The 17,949-nt window shown below is 67.1% G+C and carries 16 protein-coding genes; 1 reads left to right on the plus strand and 15 read right to left on the minus strand.

Annotation, left to right across the window (positions count from 1 at the left end; translation table 11 throughout):
* Positions 1–36: 36 nt before the first annotated feature.
* The 9 genes from VX037_RS09580 to rpmE form a co-directional block, all read right to left on the minus strand.
* Positions 37–294 carry a F0F1 ATP synthase subunit C gene (locus VX037_RS09580; protein ID WP_266062098.1) on the minus strand — a complete coding sequence of 86 codons (258 nt, stop codon included), beginning with the start codon at positions 292–294 and terminating at the stop codon, positions 37–39.
* A 79-nt stretch (positions 295–373) separates the two neighbouring features.
* Positions 374–1,156 (minus strand): F0F1 ATP synthase subunit A, encoded by a 783-nt coding sequence (atpB, locus tag VX037_RS09585; RefSeq protein WP_235723782.1) that lies wholly within the window; start codon positions 1,154–1,156, stop codon positions 374–376.
* On the minus strand, positions 1,153–1,566 hold the full coding sequence (locus VX037_RS09590) for an ATP synthase subunit I (protein ID WP_235723783.1): 414 nt from the start codon (positions 1,564–1,566) through the stop codon (positions 1,153–1,155). Before VX037_RS09590 ends, atpB begins: the two co-directional genes overlap by 4 nt.
* Positions 1,567–1,856: 290 nt before the next feature.
* The gene (locus tag VX037_RS09595) at positions 1,857–3,068 is read right to left on the minus strand and encodes an MraY family glycosyltransferase (protein ID WP_235723890.1); all 1,212 of its coding nucleotides are present in this window, start codon (positions 3,066–3,068) and stop codon (positions 1,857–1,859) included.
* A gap of 76 nt (positions 3,069–3,144) precedes the next feature.
* On the minus strand, positions 3,145–4,362 hold the full coding sequence (gene glyA / locus VX037_RS09600; RefSeq protein WP_235723784.1) for a serine hydroxymethyltransferase: 1,218 nt from the start codon (positions 4,360–4,362) through the stop codon (positions 3,145–3,147).
* A gap of 3 nt (positions 4,363–4,365) precedes the next feature.
* A complete protein-coding gene (locus tag VX037_RS09605; protein ID WP_235723785.1) occupies positions 4,366–5,022 on the minus strand; it encodes an L-threonylcarbamoyladenylate synthase in 657 nt (218 codons plus the stop codon).
* Positions 5,019–5,948: a peptide chain release factor N(5)-glutamine methyltransferase gene (gene prmC, locus VX037_RS09610; protein WP_235723786.1), complete on the minus strand. Its 930-nt coding sequence runs from the start codon at positions 5,946–5,948 to the stop codon at positions 5,019–5,021. Before prmC ends, VX037_RS09605 begins: the two co-directional genes overlap by 4 nt.
* 4 nt (positions 5,949–5,952) lie before the next feature.
* Positions 5,953–7,029, minus strand: a complete 1,077-nt coding sequence (prfA, locus tag VX037_RS09615) for a peptide chain release factor 1 (RefSeq protein ID WP_235723787.1) — start codon at positions 7,027–7,029, stop codon at positions 5,953–5,955.
* 120 nt (positions 7,030–7,149) lie between these two features.
* Positions 7,150–7,377 (minus strand): 50S ribosomal protein L31, encoded by a 228-nt coding sequence (gene rpmE, locus VX037_RS09620; RefSeq protein WP_007624933.1) that lies wholly within the window; start codon positions 7,375–7,377, stop codon positions 7,150–7,152.
* A 295-nt stretch (positions 7,378–7,672) separates the two neighbouring features.
* Here rpmE and VX037_RS09625 point away from each other — a divergent pair, with 295 nt between their 5' ends.
* Positions 7,673–8,869 carry a diflavin oxidoreductase gene (locus VX037_RS09625; RefSeq protein ID WP_268900239.1) on the plus strand — a complete coding sequence of 399 codons (1,197 nt, stop codon included), beginning with the start codon at positions 7,673–7,675 and terminating at the stop codon, positions 8,867–8,869.
* Between the two features lie 83 nt (positions 8,870–8,952).
* On the opposite strand, the gene rho is transcribed toward VX037_RS09625, so the two are convergent.
* The 6 genes from rho to argS all read right to left on the minus strand — a co-directional run bounded on the left by rho (position 8,953) and on the right by argS (position 17,787).
* A complete protein-coding gene (gene rho, locus VX037_RS09630) occupies positions 8,953–10,932 on the minus strand; it encodes a transcription termination factor Rho (protein WP_266062087.1) in 1,980 nt (659 codons plus the stop codon).
* 423 nt (positions 10,933–11,355) lie between these two features.
* Positions 11,356–12,357: a homoserine kinase gene (gene thrB, locus VX037_RS09635; protein WP_372475005.1), complete on the minus strand. Its 1,002-nt coding sequence runs from the start codon at positions 12,355–12,357 to the stop codon at positions 11,356–11,358.
* A complete protein-coding gene (gene thrC / locus VX037_RS09640) occupies positions 12,338–13,417 on the minus strand; it encodes a threonine synthase (RefSeq protein WP_235723791.1) in 1,080 nt (359 codons plus the stop codon). Before thrC ends, thrB begins: the two co-directional genes overlap by 20 nt.
* Positions 13,410–14,720 (minus strand): homoserine dehydrogenase, encoded by a 1,311-nt coding sequence (locus VX037_RS09645; protein WP_328714077.1) that lies wholly within the window; start codon positions 14,718–14,720, stop codon positions 13,410–13,412. Before VX037_RS09645 ends, thrC begins: the two co-directional genes overlap by 8 nt.
* Positions 14,717–16,138: a diaminopimelate decarboxylase gene (gene lysA, locus VX037_RS09650; RefSeq protein WP_266062083.1), complete on the minus strand. Its 1,422-nt coding sequence runs from the start codon at positions 16,136–16,138 to the stop codon at positions 14,717–14,719. The genes VX037_RS09645 and lysA overlap by 4 nt, the downstream gene beginning before the upstream one ends.
* Positions 16,135–17,787 (minus strand): arginine--tRNA ligase, encoded by a 1,653-nt coding sequence (gene argS / locus VX037_RS09655; protein WP_328714079.1) that lies wholly within the window; start codon positions 17,785–17,787, stop codon positions 16,135–16,137. The genes lysA and argS overlap by 4 nt, the downstream gene beginning before the upstream one ends.
* Positions 17,788–17,949 lie beyond the last annotated feature (162 nt).

The following is a 17,949-nucleotide window of genomic DNA, read 5'->3' on the forward strand; positions in this document are numbered from 1 at the left end:
CTTTGATCCTTGGAGGATCTGGTCGTCAGACCGAGATCAGGACTGGCCGGAGATCGGCGTTGCGAAGACGAACAGAGCCATGAAGGCCAGGTTGATGAAGTATGCGGCCTCGACCAGACCCACGGTGATGAAGAACGGGGTGAACAGACGTCCCTGGGCCTCCGGCTGACGGGCGATACCGGCGATCAGCTGCGAGCCGGCGATGCCGTCACCGATACCGGCACCGATCGCGCCGCCACCCATGATGATGCCGCCGCCGATCAACGCGCCCATACCGATCAGATTGGGATCCATTGAGAACTTTCCTTTCGGGTGAAACTGACACTTCAGTGCCAGGTCTTTGCTCCGGTCGGCGTTCGCCGTCCGGGTCGTACTAGTGGTGGTCTTCGTCCAGTTCCATCGCCTGGCTGAAGTACAGAACGGTCAGCAGCGCGAAGATGAAGGCCTGGATCAGTCCGACGAACAGGTCGAAGGACTTCCACAGTGCGTTCGGCGCCCACATGACGTAGACCGGCATCAGCGCGATCAGGCCGAGCATGATGGTGCCCGCGAACAGGTTGCCGAAAAGTCGGAGGGACAGCGAGACCGGCTTGGCGATCTCCTCGATGATGTTCACCGGCGCGATACCGACGGCGTGACCCTTGATCAGCTTGACCGGGTGGCCGATGATGCCGCGGCGCTTGACACCTGCGGCGTGGTACCAGACGAAGACGAAGATGGCGAGCGCGTACGCGAAGTTGGCATCGCTGGCCGGCGGCTTGAGCCATTCGCTGGTGGACCCGGTGCTGGTGCCGTATTGCGAGGGAACGATCGCCAGCCAGTTGGCCACCAGAATGTAGGTGAACAGGGTGACCGCCAGCGGCAGCACGAAGCCCGCGATCTTCATCCCGATCGCACCTTCGATCTGGTTGCGCATCTGGACGGTGATGACCTCGAAGTACAGCTGAACCGAGTTCGGCTTCTTGGAGGTCATCCGGTTTCGCACGAAGAACGCCATCGCGACCACGATGACCGCGGCGACGCTGCTGCCTATCACCGTGTCGAGGTTGACGGTCATCCCCAGCCAATCGACCTGGATGTGGTGACCAACCTCGATCGCGGCTTCGTTCTCTGCTTCTTGTTCCGCAGTCTCGGCCAGGAAGAACAATGAGGTCATAGCTGCTTACGCAGTCCTTTCATCACCGGAATCACCGTGTTGAGCACCAGAACGACCTGGCCGATGGCGAGTCCGAACATCGCGCCCAGCCCATCGGGCCGGACCAGGAAAGCCGCCACCAGAGCGAGGACGGTGATGGCCCCGAGGCGAACGGCTGAGTTGACGGCAAGAGCTTGCTTGCGAGGGTGTTCTTGCGCGGCCACGACCTCGACCGCTCGCCGGACCAGGATCGCGTTCACGAAGATCGCGACCGTTCCGGCGACGAAGAAGACCGCGAACCATGTGTGCCCGACGGCGATGCTGATGCCGATGACGACGGCGACGACGACCGCGGCGATGATCGCCGGGCGACGCAAACCGGTCGGCGCGGCGGGGTAATACGACGTCGAGTCAGGGGCTGCTGTGCTCATTCGCCTCTCCTCAACTCCTCCCCGCCCGTGGGCACGGGTCAACGCGCGTGCGATCGGCGACCCTCGTCACCGGACGTAAGCTCACGGTTTTCTGTGACACTACCAACACCGGCGCCCGTGCCCACCGGGGGGTATGCACGGTCCGGAGCAGGGGTCGGCCGATGCGGGCGGCGAACACGCCGGCACGTCGTCCGGAAATGGCGCGCCGCGTCGGCAACCACCTACTACAGGCGATAGTACATGCTTTTTACCAAAGCCTTACCTTGGGGTACTTCCTATCGCACCCGCGGTCAGGTTCGCGGCGTGACCGGACCGTCGGCCCCGGCACGCTCGGCATGACCACGCGTCCGGATCTCGGCGTACCGGCGATGCAGCCGTGGCGCCATGGTCGCCAGCAACGCGACGATCAGTCCTGCGCCGAACATCGGCGCGACAACCGATATCGGGAACAGCGTACTGGCCGCGGCGGAAAACGCCAGCACACCGACCCAGAGGTAGATGATCAGCGCAACCCGGCGCTGCGAATGTCCTAGTTCGAGCAGTCGATGGTGCAGATGCATCTTGTCGGGTGTGTAGAAGCCCACCCCGGCACGCGTGCGGCGTACCACCGCCATCAGCATGTCGAGCATCGGTACGAACACGACGGCTGCGACCAGGATCAACGGCGAGAGCAGAGTGAACACGTCGGCCGGTCCGTAGGCGTTCATCGCGATGCGGCCCGACGCGCTGGTCGATGCCGCCGCGAGCATCAACCCGATGAGCATCGCCCCTGAATCGCCCATGAAGATTCGTGCCGGCGAGAAGTTGTGCGGCAGGAAGCCCAGGCACGCACCGGCCAGGACCGTCGAGATCAGTGCGGGCGGATAATAGCTGACATCGCCGCCCTGATCGTTGAGCAGTCCGAGGGAGAACATGGCGATGGCCGACGCGGCGATGAGTCCGAGGCCGGCTGCCAAGCCGTCCAGACCGTCGATGAAGTTGACCGCGTTGATGGTCGCGACCGTGATGGCGACGGTGAGCAGGCCGGCCTGCAGCGGGTCGAGGACCACTGTGCCGATGTCGGCGAACGGGACGTAGAGCAGATACCAACTGACGCCCATGATCACGAGTACGCCGGCCGCGGTGAGTTGGCCCGCGAATTTCGTGAGGGCGTCGAGGCCCCACCGGTCGTCGATGACACCGACCACCACGATCACCGTGCCGGAGACGATCACCGCGCTCATATCACTGGTGTAGGCGAAGCCACGCGTGAGTGCGGGAAGATTGGCGGCCAACGCGATGGCCGCCACGACTCCGGCGAACATCCCGAGTCCACCTAGCCGCGGCGTGGGAATGACGTGGACATCGCGGACCCGCGGCACCGCGACGGCGCCGACGCGGATCGCGAACACCCGCACCAACGAGGTCAACAGGTAGGTGACCGCGGCGGCCGTCAACGCGACGAGCGCCAGCTCACGCAACGGCACACCGGCACCACCGGTGTCGACCACCGACGAAGCCATCACCTGGACGCCGACCCCCGGGGCGCCCGGCGACAGTCCGGGGAGGCCGGCGACGGTATCGAACACCGTCTTCACGCTACCCGCCGAGCCGGAGCTGGATTTCGTGGCGGATGTCGGCGTGTTGGGTGGCCCCGACGTCCACCGCGAGTGCGCGTGTCATCCAGTCGGCCACGTCGCCCATCGCATCGGGTCCGAGGCCCGCGAGTACGGCGCACGGCGTCCCGAACCTGATCGCGGACCCCTCGGTCACGGGCCGGCTGTCGAATGGCAGGACCGCCCGGTCCACCACGATCCCGGCCGAGGCCAGTCTGCGTTGGGCCTCGATGCCAGTGAGTCCCCGTTCCGACACGTCGACAACGGCGAGATGCAGGTCAGTGCCGCCGCTGACGACGCGCAGTCCCGCGGCGGTCAGTGCCTCGCCGAGTCGCTGCGCGGAGGTCACCGTCGCCGCGGCGTACTGCGCGAAGCCCTCGCCGCCCGACTCGCGCAGACACACCGCCTTCGCGGCGATCGAGTTCATCGAGGGACCTCCCTGCACGAACGGATGCACCGCCTTCTGCAGGACCGCACGGTGCTCGTCCCGGGCGAGGATCATGCCGCCCCGGGGGCCCTGCAGCACCTTGTGCGTCGACAGGGTCACGACGTCGGCGTGTGGTAGCGGAGAATCCACGACCCCGCCGGCGACCAGACCCGCCAGATGCGCGGCGTCCACCCACAGGATCGCCTCGGCCTCGTCGGCGATGGTGCGCAGCAGGGCAAAATCGAACGACCGCGAGTGCGAGGAAGCGCCGGCGACGATGATCCGCGGTCGGTGCAGCAGCGCGAGGTCACGCAATTCGGTGTAGTCGATCCGTTCGTCGGAGCGCCGCACACCGTAGTGGATCGGCGCGAACCAGCGACCAGAGAAGTTGGCCCGGGACCCGTGCGTCTGATGACCACCGTGGCGCAACCCGAGTGCCAGAATCGGATCGCCCGGCTGCGCGAAGGCGGCGTACACCGACAGTCCGGCAATACTCCCCGACAGCGGCTGGACGTTGACGTAGTCGGCTCCGAACAGTGCTGCTGCGCGTTCGATGGCGAGGTTCTCCACCTCATCGGCGACCGAACACCCGCCGTGATACCGCGCGCCCGGGTACCCCTCGGCATACTTGGCGCCGAGGTCGGAGGTGAGCGCCGCGCGCACCGCGGGACTCGCCGGCGTCTCCCCGGCGAGCAGCTGCAGCGTCGAATCGCGACGCCGGGTCTCACGTTCCAGCAGATCCGCGACCTGCGGATCGGAGAGCGAACCCGCCATGGATCAGTGCGCGGTCAGCACATCGGCGTCGAGGTCGAGCACCTCGGCGATGGCCTGCGTGGGCACTGCACCCTCCCGCAGAATCCGCGGGGTGGCGCCGGAAAGGTCGACGATGGTCGATGCCTGCGCCGCGGCCGCCGGCCCGCCGTCGAGGTAGATCGAGACGGCCTCGCCGAGTTGCTCGCGCGCCTCGTCGGCCGTGGTGGCCGGTGAACGCCCGGAGACGTTGGCACTCGAAACGGCCATCGGGCCGACCTCGCGGAGCAGGTCGATCGCCACCGGATGCAGCGGCATCCGGAGCATCACCGTGCCGTCGGTGTCACCGAGGTCCCAGGCCAGCGACGGCGCCTGCGCCACCACCAGACTCAGGCCACCCGGCCAGAATGCCTCCACGAGGTCACGCGCGGCGGTCGACACCGACAGCACCAGGCCGTCGATCGTGTGCCACGATCCGACCAGAACCGGGACCGGCATGTCGCGCCCACGCCCCTTGGCAGCCAGCAGCGACGCGACCGCGTCGGAGTCGAATGCATCGCAACCGATCCCGTAAAGGGTGTCGGTCGGCAGCACCACCAGCCGACCGGCTTTCGCCGCGCCGACGGCCGCGCGGATGCCCGCCGCCCTGGTGTCCGGTTCACCGCAATCGAATACCGTGCTCACCCGGCCATCTTCCCACGGGCCTGCGGGGTGCGACCGTCGGCCCGCCGTCCCGTCGCGAAGCGCAGACGACCGGCGAGGTCGGCATGTGCGCGCACATCGACGAACTGCCCGGTCGACTCCAGCGCGGTCAGCACCGACACCGATGTGGTGTCGTCATGCTCGATCCCGACATATCCGCCGGGTCGCAGCAGATCGGCAACGATCGGCACCATCGGTTCGATCACCGTCATGCCGTCGGGTCCGGCGAAGACCGCCTCGGGTGGATCGTGGGCCACCTCCGGCGCGATCGTGTGACCGTCCGGCACATAGGGCGGATTGGCCACCACGACGTCGACGCCGGCCGGGGCGATGAGCTCGAGCATCTGTTCGGCATCTGTGACATCGGCGCAGCACACCGAGATCCGCGCGGCGATGTCGGCGGCGGCCGCATCGACGTTGCGCCGCAACCAGTGCAGCGCGCGTGGCGAATACTCGACGGCGGTCACCCGCACACTCGGCACCAGCGTCGCCACCGCGATCGCCAGCGCACCGCTACCGCTGCACAGGTCCACCAGTTGCGTCCCGGCGGTGTCCGCCAGCGCGCGGGCCGCCCAATCGGCCAGGAACTCGGTTTCTGGCCGCGGAGTGAAGACGCCCGGCCCCACGGAGAGATCGACAGGCCCGAAGGCTGCAGTACCAGTGATGTGCTGCAACGGGATTCGCTCCGCGCGCTGCGCAACGGCGTGGTGGAATCGGGCCCGGGCGTTGTCGGACACGGCATCGACGAGCAGCAGGCGCCCGCGGTCACACCCCAGTGCATCGCACAGCAACCACTCGGCGTCGGCGCGGGGGCTGTCCACCCCGGCTTCGGCCAGACGCTGTGCCGCCCATCGGAGTTCGGCCGCCACCGGGCGAGCGCCGACCGACCCGCCATCCGGTTGACTCATCGACTCACTCGGCCTCGAGTCGCGCCTGACGGTCGGCGGCGATCAGCGCATCGAGCAACGCATCCATGTCGCCTCCGAGCACCGCATCGAGATTGTTGGCCTTGTAACCGATCCGGTGATCGGAGATGCGGTTCTCCGGAAAGTTGTAGGTGCGGATGCGCTCGGAACGGTCCACCGTCCGGATCTGCGCGGCGCGTCCCTCGGCTGCGGCGGCCTCGGCCTCCTCTTCGGCGGCGAGCTGCAGCCGAGCAGCGAGCACCTGCATCGCACGCGCCTTGTTCTGCAGCTGGGATCGCTCGTTCTGACAGGTCACCACGATGCCGGTCGGCAGATGGGTGAGCCGGACCGCGGAGTCGGTGGTGTTGACGCCCTGGCCGCCTTTACCCGAAGACCGGTAGACGTCGACGCGCAGATCGTTCTCGTCGATCTGGACCTGTTCGACCTCTTCGGGCTCAGGGTAGATGAGCACACCTGCGGCCGAGGTGTGGATTCGTCCCTGGGACTCGGTGACCGGGACCCGCTGGACGCGGTGCACGCCACCCTCGAACTTCAGACGAGACCAGACTCCGTCGCGCAGCTGCTCTTTGGCCTTGATGGAGATGGTCGCCTCTTTGTAACCACCCAGATCACTCTCGGTGACCCCGAGGACCTGTACCTTGTAGCCCCGTCGCTCGCAGTACTTGAGATACATCCGTGCCAGGTCGGAGGCGAACAGCGCCGACTCCTCACCACCTGCGCCCGACTTGATCTCGAGCACCACGTCGTCACCGTCATGCGGGTCGCGGGGGGCGAGCAGGTCGGTGAGCGTGGCGTCCAGCTCGGCGACGCTCGCCTCCAGCGCCGGCAGCTCCTCGGCGAAGGAGGCGTCGTCGGCGGCGAGTTCCCGCGCGGCGGTGAGGTCGTCGCGGGCTGCCTCGAGCCGACGATAGGTCGCCATGATCGGCGCGAGCTCGGCGAACCGTTTCCCGACCCGGCGGGCAGCGGTGGGATCGTCATGCAATGACGGGTCGGCGAGTTGCGCCTCCAGGCCCGCATGTTCGGCGAGGATGTCGTCGATCGCCGACGGACTCTGCGTGGTCACGGGACCTCACTTCTCCCTGAGATCGAATCTGAATCGAGAAACGGCGACATCGATCGCCGAAATGACAACGACGCCCACCCGGCGTGCATCGCACGCGCGCGGTGGGCGTCGTCGGTACAGCTACTTGGCGTCGGCGTTCTTGGTCCGCTTGCCGTAGCGCTTCTCGAAGCGGGCAACACGGCCGCCGGTGTCGAGGATCTTCTGCTTACCGGTGTAGAACGGGTGGCACTGCGAGCAGACCTCGACGTTGATACGTCCGTTGTCCGCGGTGCTGCGGGTCTCGAAGGTGTTGCCGCAACCGCAGACGACTGTGGTCGTCGCGTACTCGGGATGGATTCCCTGCTTCATCTGGTTGTCCCTTTCTGTGGTCGCCGGGTCACCGTCGGGGATCGACGGTGTGAACCGGAACCGGACTCGACCGCTCAGTATGCCACGCGGATCCCGCAGCGAAGAAATCCGTTCCGGACCCAACACCACTGCACGATCCACGCGGTCATCGCGCGATCCTTCGGCACCAACGCGACCCCCACCGCGTTCATTCCCGCACGCCATATGAACTACCGTGCTTAGGCATACCTAACTCACGATGCCTTCCGGGCATCGCACACCGCCCGCGACGAACGGGCCAACCCGCGAGGATCCCATGCCGCTCGACAGTTCTTCTCCCCCGGTGCTGCGCGAATCGAGCTCCCGCCACGTACCGACGCGTGTGAGGTCGAAGTGGTCGAGGAAGAACCCCTATCGGGCGACGGTGGTGGCGAACACCGTGCTGTCCGGTCCGGGTTCGGACAAGGAGGTCCGCCACATCGTGCTCTCGCTCGGTGACAGCGGGATCGAGTATCAGCCCGGTGATGGCATCAACGTCTGGCCGGTGAACGACCCGGACGTGGTCGCCCGGATCATCGATCGGTTGGGCGTCGCACCCGACACCCCCGTCGCCGATCGCCGCACCACCCGAGCGCTCTGCGAAGCACTGACCCATGGATACGAGGTCTGCACCGCGCCGGAAGATCTGCTGCGACTGATCGCGTGCCGGACCGGCAACCCCGAGCTGAACAGCCTTGTCGCCGACGACGTCGCCCGGGATGCCCGCGATGCCTGGCTGGCCGGCAAAGACGTCCTCGATCTGCTCGAGGTCGACCGCTCGGTGGTCATCGCCCCCGAGGAACTGATCGCCCAATTGCGTCCACTCGTGCACCGGCAGTACTCGATCTCGTCGAGTCCGCTGGTGCATGGCTCGACCGTCCACCTGACGATGGCCACTGTGCGTCATGACGGAGCCGACCGACGCCGCGGCGGCACATGCTCGACCTTCGTCGCCGACCGCCGACCGGCGGGCACCGAGGTCGACGTGTTCGTTTCGGCCAACCGCGCCTTCCGTCTGCCACCCGATGACATCAAGGCCATCATGATCGGCCCGGGCACCGGTATCGCGCCGTTCCGCGCATTCCTGCACGAACGTGCGGCCCGCCGGGCCAGCGGTGGCAACTGGCTGTTCTTCGGCGACAGACACCGCGAACACGATCACATCTACGCCGACGAGATCGAGGGCTTCGTCGCCGACGGCCTGCTGAGCCGCGTCGACCTGGCTTTCTCCCGTGATCAGGAGCACAAGATCTACGTTCAGGACCGGATGCGGGAACAGGGCGCGGCGCTCTACGCGTGGCTGTCGGAAGGGGCGCACATATACGTCTGTGGAGACGCGACCCGGATGGCCCCCGATGTCGATACCGCGTTGCTCGACATCATCGCCGAGCACGGCGGGCTGTCGACGACCGCAGCCCACGGCGTCGTGGACGAACTGCGGCGCACCAAGCGCTACGTGCGCGACGTCTACTGACGGGCTAGACGACACAGCTGCCGGTTGACGCTTCGATCGCGTCAACCGGCAGCTGTGGTGATCCCTCGCGCCGACGGGTGGGACTAGTCGTCGTTCATCGCTCCCGGCGCGGTCTTCTGGACCTGCATCAGGAACTCCACGTTCGACTTGGTCTTCTTCAGCTGGCTGATCAACAGGTCGATGGCCTGCTGGGAGTCCAGACCCGACAGCACACGGCGCAGCTTGTGCACGATCTGGAACTCCTCCGGCGACAGCAGGAGTTCGTCCTTGCGAGTACCGGACGGGTTCACGTCGACCGCGGGGAAGACTCGGCGTTCGGCGATCTTACGATCGAGCTTCAGCTCGGCATTGCCGGTTCCCTTGAACTCCTCGAAGATGACCGTGTCGCCCGTGGAGCCGGTCTCGACCATCGCCGTCGCGATGATCGTCAGCGATCCGCCGTGCTCGATGTTGCGTGCCGCGCCGAGGAACCGCTTCGGCGGATAGAGCGCGGTCGAGTCGACACCGCCGGAGAGGATGCGACCCGATGCCGGGGATGCGTTGTTGTAGGCGCGCCCGAGTCGGGTGATCGAGTCGAGCAGCACCACCACGTCTTTGCCGTTCTCCACCAGCCGCTTGGCACGCTCGATCGCGAGTTCGGCGACCGACGTGTGATCTGACGGCGGACGGTCGAACGTCGACGCGATGACCTCGCCCTTCACCGAGCGCTGCATGTCGGTGACCTCTTCGGGACGCTCGTCGACGAGCACCACCATCAGATGGCATTCCGGGTTGTTGATGGTGATCGCGTTCGCGACGTCCTGCAGAATCGTCGTCTTGCCTGCCTTCGGCGGCGACACGATCAGCGCACGTTGTCCCTTGCCGATGGGCATTATCAGGTCGATGACCCGGGTGTCGAGCCGCTCGGGGGTGGTCTCCAGACGCAGCCGCTGATTAGGGTACAGCGGCGTCAGTTTGCCGAACTCGGGGCGCTTCTTCGCGGTGTCGATGTCGGTGCCGTTCACCGAGTCCAACCGGACGAGCGGGTTGAACTTCTGGCGCTGGTTGGGCTGCTCGCCCTCGCGGGGCACCTTGACCGCACCGGTAATGGCGTCACCCCGGCGCAGGCCGTTCTTCCGGACCATGTTCATCGATACGTACACGTCGTTCGCACCCGCGAGATAGCCCGAAGTACGCACGAATGCGTAGTTGTCGAGCACGTCGAGGATGCCGGCGACGGGCTGCAGCACATCGTCCTCGGAGACCTGGGGTTCCGCACCGCCCGACGAGTCACGGTCACGCCCGCGGCGACGTTCCCGGAACCGGCGTCCCCGCCGGCCGCGGCCGCTGCCGTCTCCGTCACCGTCGTCGTCGCGGTTGTTGCGCTGATCCCGGTTGTTCTGACCACCCTGGTTGCCCTGGCCGTCCCGGTTGTCGCGCTGGTTGTTGTTGTCGCGGCCGCCCTGCGAGTCCCGGTTCTGGTTCCGGTTGGGGCTGTTCTGATTGCGGTTGCGCCCGCGATTGCGCTGGTCATCACCGGATTCGTCAGCGCCGGCGGTGGGTGCGGCCTCGGCGTCCTTGGGTCGCTTCGACTCGGCGTCGGTCGACTTCGCGGCGACCTCCCCATTGCCCGCCGCCGTGTCGGCGGTGGCCTCGCTACCCGATTCCTCGGCTGCAGCGCGAGCGCGTCGACGACCCCGCGCCGGGGTCTCGCCGTCCTTCACCGCGACCTGGTCGGAGTCGGACTCGGTGCTGGTCGGCGCCTCCGCCTTGGGACGACGTCCCCGCCCCTTGGCCGGCGCCGACTCTTCCTCGGCGAGGCTCAACTGACCCGACTCACCCTTCTGGGCTGCGTCGGAGGAGGCCTGACGTTCCTTGATGGCGGCGATCAGGTCGCCCTTGCGCATACCGGAGGTGCCCTTGATGCCGAGTTCACCGGCGAGTGCACGTAGCTCTGTGAGCACCATCCCGGACAGCCCACTACGGGCGCGGGTCGAGGAGCCACGTGTGGTCGAACTCACCGCAGGCGAGGAATCCTCGCTGTTTGAGGATGCTGGTGCGGTGATCAGGTCCGTTTCCGTCACGGATGTCCTTTCGTTCCCCCGAGCAGAGCGTGGGCTCGCCGGGGTTCCTTTGTCACCCCGCCGCATTCGGCGGGCTTCGTCCCCGTCGGAGATGTCCCTGGGATTCTCCTCAGAAGACGGTCAGAAGAAATGTGGTCCGCTCCGGTGTGTCCGATGGACGTGCTCGGCGACTCCTGACAGAAGATCATGCGACCGGCACCGGGCCAGCAGCCTGGATCGTAGATCGGAGAGGAGCACGGCAAGACAAGCCTGCGCGGCTAGACCCGTTCATCGTAACTCGTCCGGATGATACGGGCAACATACCGACGGTTCCAATTCTTCCCGATGCCCCAGAGCTCGCTCATGCGCGACGACCCGAGTCGTCCGTGTCGGCACAACCGCATCGGACGCGCGTCGGATCGGACACGCATCGGATGTAGGGCCTCAGGATGGCCGCGTGATCTCGACTCCCCCGGCGATGGCCACCGTCGACGGTACGTATCCGGAAGCAAGCGCGATGTCGCGCGCGTCTGCGGGAACCGGTCCGGCCGACAACACGAGCACGGTGGGCCCAGCGCCGGAGACGGTCGCAGCCAGGCCACGTGCGCGCAGTTGCGCAACGAGGCCGGCGGTGGGGGCCATCGCGTCGGCCCGGTAGTCCTGATGCAGTCGATCCTCGGTGGCGGCGAACAATGCCGTGGGATCGGAGGTGAGCGCCACCACGGCCAACGCCGCACGGCTGACGTTGAACACCGCATCGCGTCGCGGCACCGATTCCGGCAGCAGGCCACGCGTCACCGAGGTCGACGACTCGGTATCGGGCACGAACACCGTCGCAGTGATGTCCGGGTGCACCACCAGTCGTCGTGCGCGGTAGCGGTTCTGGTGGGCCCCATGTTCGATCCAGGTCACCACGGCCGAACCGAGCACACTTGCGGCCGCATTGTCCGGGTGTCCTTCGAATTCCGAGGACAGCTGCACCATCTCGTCGGCGTCGAAGGCGTCGCGCACCCCCGCACCTTCCAACAGGCCCGAGGCCGCGGCGAGACCGGAGACGGCCGCGGCCGCCGAGGACCCCAATCCGCGTGAATGCGGAATCGCGTTGACACACCGCAGCTTCAACCCACCGGCCACCGCACCTGCCGCATCGAGGCCGCGGAAGATGGCGCGCGCCACCAGATGTGAGGCGTCACGCGGGACCTCCAGGGCGGCTTCGCCGATCACCTCGACTTCGACCCCGGATGCGGTCGTCTCCACGATCAGTTCGTCGTAGATCCCCAGCGCCACGCCCAGGCAGTCGAATCCCGGCCCCAGGTTCGCGCTCGACGCGGGAACCCGCACGCGCACCGAAATTCCTTCGGGGATCAGCACTCTGGCGTCACTGACGGCCGTCTCATCGGTCATCGCGGTGTCCACACCCGGGGACTCAGCGGACACCGAGCGCATCGGCCACGGCCACCGGGTCCACGGGGATCGCCTCCACTTCCGGCATCCCGGACAGCGCGGTGTCCGGATCCTTGAGACCGTTACCGGTCACCGTGCAGACCACCGTCGAGCCGGCCGCGACCCAGCCGTCGGCGCGTGCGGCGAGCAGACCTGCGACACCGGCCGCCGATGCCGGCTCCACGAACACACCCTCGCGCCCGGCGATGAGACGATAGGCCTCGAGCAGCTTCTCGTCGGTGGCGGCCCGGAACTGTCCGGAGGATTCCTCCTTGGCGGCGACCGCCTGGTTCCAGCTCGCCGGCGAACCGATCCGGATGGCGGTGGCGATGGTCTCCGGCTCCTTGACCGGTGCACCATCGACCAACGGCGCGGCCCCGGCGGCCTGCACACCCAGCATGCGCGGTACCGACCCACTCACACCGTCGCGGTGGTACTCGGTGTAGCCCTTCCAGTACGCGGTGATGTTGCCTGCATTGCCCACCGGAAGCGCGTGGACGTCGGGAGCGCGACCGAGCACGTCGACGATCTCGAACGCGGCGGTCTTCTGCCCCTCGATCCGGGACGGGTTGACCGAATTGACCAGTTCGATCTCGCCGAACTCGGCGGTCGCCTTACGTGCGAGCTCCAGGCAGTCGTCGAAGTTGCCCTGGACCTGGATGATCTTGGCACCGTGCATGACGGCCTGCGCAAGCTTGCCCATCGCGATCTTGCCCTCGGGGATCAGCACCGCGCAGGTGATCCCGGCCCGCGTGGCGTATGCGGCAGCCGACGCCGAGGTGTTGCCGGTCGATGCGCACAACACGGCGGTCTTGCCGTTGTTGACCGCGGTACTGACGGCCATGGTCATCCCGCGGTCTTTGAACGACCCGGTCGGGTTGAGCCCCTCGACCTTGAGGTACACCTCGCAGTCGGTGATCTCCGACAGGTGCGGCGCGGCGATGAGCGGCGTCCCACCCTCCAGCAGGGTGACGACGCGCCAGTCGTCACCGACCGGGAGTCGATCACGGTAGGCCTCGATCAATCCGGGCCACTGCCGGTGCACCGGGGTCACGTCAGTCATCGGTTCCTTCCAATCGCAGAACGCTCGACACTTTGAGCACTGCATCCATGTCTTCGAGTGCGGCAACGCATTCCGACTGCGCTCGGTCGGGCGCGCGGTGGGTCACCAGGATCAGCCGCGCGTCGTCGCCGGCACCCTCCTGCCGGACCGCGGCGATCGAGACGGAACGCTTGGTGAACTCACCGGCGACCTGCGCCAGCACGCCGGCCCGGTCGGCCACCTTCATCGAGATGTAGTAGCGCGTCGGTACATCGTCGACCGGCGCGATCGGGAGCGACGCGTACGTCGACTCCAGCGGACCGCGGCCACCGTGCACCTTGTTGCGAGCCGCCATCACCATGTCGCCCAACACCGCCGACGCGGTGGGTGCGCCACCGGCGCCCTGACCGTAGAACATCAATCGTCCGGCGTTCTCGGCTTCCACCACAACCGCGTTGAACGCACCGTTGACGGTGGCCAACGGGTGGGTCAGCGGAATCAGGGCCGGGTACACGCGCGCCGAGATCCGCTGCCGCCCGTCCGCGTCGTGGACGCGCTCACAGATCGACAGCAGCTTGACCGTGCAATCGAACTTCTTCGCCGCGACCAGGTCGGCCGCGGAGACCGAGGTGATGCCCTCGCGGTGCACGTCGGCCGCGGTGACCCGGGTATGGAAGGCGATGGACGCGAGGATGGCCGCCTTGGCGGCGGCATCGTAGCCCTCCACGTCGGCCGTCGGGTCGGCCTCCGCGTATCCGAGTCGGCCGGCCTCGGCCAGGGTGTCGGCGTAGTCGGCGCCCGTCTCGTCCATCGCACTGAGGATGAAGTTGGTGGTGCCGTTCACGATTCCGGCCACCCGTTCGACGGTGTCACCGGCCAGCGACTGCATCAGCGGGCGCACCACCGGGATCGCGCCGGCGACGGCTGCCTCGAAGTACAGATCCACCTTCGCATCGGCTGCCGCGGTGGCGAGTTCGCCGGTGTACTCGGCCAACAGCGCCTTGTTCGCGGTGACCACCGACTTGCCGTGCTCCAGTGCCGTACGGATGAGACCGCGGGCCGGGTCGATCCCGCCCATGAGTTCCACCACGATGTCCACGTCGTCGCGGGCCACCAGCGCGTCCGGATCGTCGGTCAGCAGCTCCTGGGCGACCTTGCGGGGTTTGCTCAGGTCGCGCACCGCCACGCCGCGCAACTCCACCGGCGCACCCACGCGGGATCGCAGATCATCGGCATTGTCGGCGATGATGCGCACCACTTCGGCACCTACATTTCCCATGCCGAGCACGGCCACGCCGATGGTGCGATCTGGGGTCGGGTTCATTCGGTCACCTCCAAGGCGAGGAAGTCGTCGATGGTCTCACGGCGCAACATCATTCGGGCCGATCCGGCGCGCACCGAGGTCACTGCGGGACGCAACACCATGTTGTAGCGGCTCGACATCGAATAGCAGTACGCCCCGGTTGCGGCGACGGCGACGAGGTCGCCCGGACCGACATCGCCCGGCAGCCAACAGTCCTTGATCACGATATCGCCGCTCTCGCAGTGTTTACCGACCACTCGACTGACCACTGCGGGCGCCTCGGAGACCCGCGACACCAGGCGAATGTCGTATTCGGCCTGATACAGCCCGGTCCTGATGTTGTCACTCATGCCACCGTCGACGGAGACGTATCGGCGGGTGAGGTTCTTGCCGACCGTCACATCCTTGACCGTGCCCACGCGGTACAGGGTGACCGTCCCGGGACCGGCGATCGCGCGACCCGGCTCCACGGCGAGGGTGGGCATCGGGAGGCCGACAGCGGCCGACTCGCGCCGCACGATGTCCGCGAGAGTCTCCGCGACGTCACCGATCGGCAGCGGGTCGTCCTCCGGGAGATACGAGATACCCAGTCCGCCACCGAGATCGACGATCGACAGCTGGGACGTCTTGTCGACACCGAATTCGGCGACGACGTCTTTGAGCAGGCCCAAGACGCGGTGGGCAGCGACCTCGAAGCCGTCCATGTCGAAGATCTGCGAGCCGATGTGGCTGTGCAGACCCACCAGGCGCAGGTTGTCGGTGGCGAAGACCCGGCGCACGGCCGCCATCGCCACTCCCCCGGCAAGCGCAAACCCGAATTTCTGGTCGTCGTGCGCGGTCGAGATGAACTCGTGGGTGTGCGCCTCCACACCCACGGTGACCCGGACGAGTACATCGGCGACCACCCCGCGCGCACCGGCGAGCTCGTCGAGCCGCTCGATCTCGACCATCGAATCGAGAACGATGTGCCCGACTCCCATGTCGAGTGCCAGCGCCAGTTCCTCGACGCTCTTGTTGTTGCCGTGCAGGGCGATTCGCTCCGGCGGGAAACCGGCGTGCCGGGCGATGGCCAACTCACCGCCGGTGCACACGTCCAGCGACAGCCCCTCCTCGTCCACCCACCGGGCGATCTGGGTACTCAGGAAGGCTTTCGACGCGTAGTGCACGCGGCCGTAGGGGCCGAACGCCGCGAGCATGTCGGCGCAGCGGGATCGGAAGTCCGCCTCGTCAACGATGAACAGCGGAGTGCCGTAGGTGTCGGCGAGTTCCGCCACGCCGACTCCGGCGATTTCGACCTCACCGGTGTCGCGACGCACAGCGTTGCGCGGCCACACGTGCGCCGGGATCGTCGCGAGTTCGGCGGGGTCGTTGGGCCGCTCGGCGAGATGCGGTGCGGCCAACATCTCGGCATGCCGGGGTCCGGCGGGGTGCGCGTTCACATCCGCTCCGGTGCGCTGACGCCGACCAGGTCGAGCCCGTTGGCGATCACCTGACGGGTCGCATCGCACAACGCCAGCCGCGCGGCGTGGATGTCGGCGGCGGGTTCGTCGCCCTGCGGGAGCACACGGCACCGGGCGTAGAACCGGTGATAGGCGCCGGCGAGACTCTCCAGGTACCGACAGATCCGATGTGGTTCACGCAGTTCCGCGGCGGTCGCCACCACCTCGTCGAAGTCGCCGATGGTGCGGATCAGGTCGCCTTCGGCGGGGCCGTCGAGCAGATCCAGATGCGAGGTCGACATCGTCAACCCCAGATCGGCGGCGTTGCGCGACAACGCCGACAACCGGGCGTGTGCGTATTGCACGTAGTACACCGGATTGTCGTTGGACTGCTTGCGCAGCAAGTCGAGGTCGATGTCGATGTTGACGTCGACCGACGAGCGGATCAGCGCATATCGTGCGGCGTCGGTTCCCACCGCGTCGACGAGGTCGTCGAGGGTGATGACGGTGCCCGCCCGCTTGCTCATGCGCACCGGTGTGCCGTCGCGGACCAGATTGACCATCTGGCCGATGAGCACCTCGACGCTCGCCGGGTCGTCACCGAGCGCCGCCGCTGCGGCCTTCAATCGGCTGATGTAGCCGTGATGATCGGCGCCGAGCATGTAGATGCAGAGGTCGAAGCCGCGGTTGCGCTTGTCCTTGTAGTACGCGATGTCACCGGCGATATAGGCGGCGTCGCCGTCGCTCTTGATGACCACGCGGTCTTTGTCGTCGCCGAAGTCGCTGGACCGCAGCCACCAGGCGCCGTCGGCCTCGTAGAGGTTGCCGTTGGCCTTCAACTCGCCGATACACTCGTCGACCAGCCCGGACGTGAACATCTTGTTCTCGTGGGTGTAGACGTCGAAGTCGGTGCCGAAGTCGTGCAGGCTGGTCTTGATGTGGTCGAACATCGACTCGACCCCGACGGACCGGAACGTCTCGAGCCGCTGCGCATCGGGCTGGTCGAGCACATCAGGCACCTGCGCGAGAACATGGGCCGCGATCTCGGCGATGTAGTCGCCGGCATAGCCGTCCTCCGGGGTGGCCTCCCCACGTGCCGACGCCTCCAGTGAACGGGCGAAGCGATCGATCTGCGTGCCGTGATCGTTGAAGTAGTACTCGCGGGTGACCGCGGCACCGCGTGCCGCGAGTACTCTGCCGAGGGCGTCGCCGACAGCCGCCCACCGGGTGCCGCCCAGATGGATGGGCCCGGTCGGATTGGCCGACACGAACTCGAGGTTGATGCGTCGTCCGGCGAGATCGTCGCCGCGGCCGTAGCCCGCGGCACTGTCCAACACCGAGGCGACCACGGAATTCTGCGCGGCTGCCGCCAGCCAGATGTTCACAAAGCCCGGCCCGGCGACCTCGGCTTTCGCGATGCCGTCGGTAGCGGCGAACGCGTCGGCCAGCCAGCCGGCGAGGTCGCGCGGTGCCACACCGAGCTTCTTGCCGAGCCGCAGCGCGATGTTGGTCGCATAATCGCCGTGGTCAGCGTGGCGCGGCCGCTCGACCACGACGGATTCGGGCACGGCCGCATCATCGAGCCCGCGGTCGCGGACGACGGTCACGGTCACCGTGCGCAGCAGCGCAGCGAGGTCGGCGGGAGTCACGGAACATCATCCTATTGGCCCATGTCCCCGCAGGGATAATCGCCTCCGCCTGCCCGGCGTGCGCGTGGGCGAAAACCGGCATTTCCGACGTTGCGTAGACTGGCCGTCGCTGTGCCGATCTCCCCGCCGCCGCGGGGAGATCGACGTTCGGCGGCGAATGAG

Source organism: Gordonia sp. Z-3 (genome assembly GCF_036233855.1).
In the GTDB taxonomy this organism is placed as follows: Bacteria; Actinomycetota; Actinomycetes; order Mycobacteriales; family Mycobacteriaceae; genus Gordonia; species Gordonia tangerina.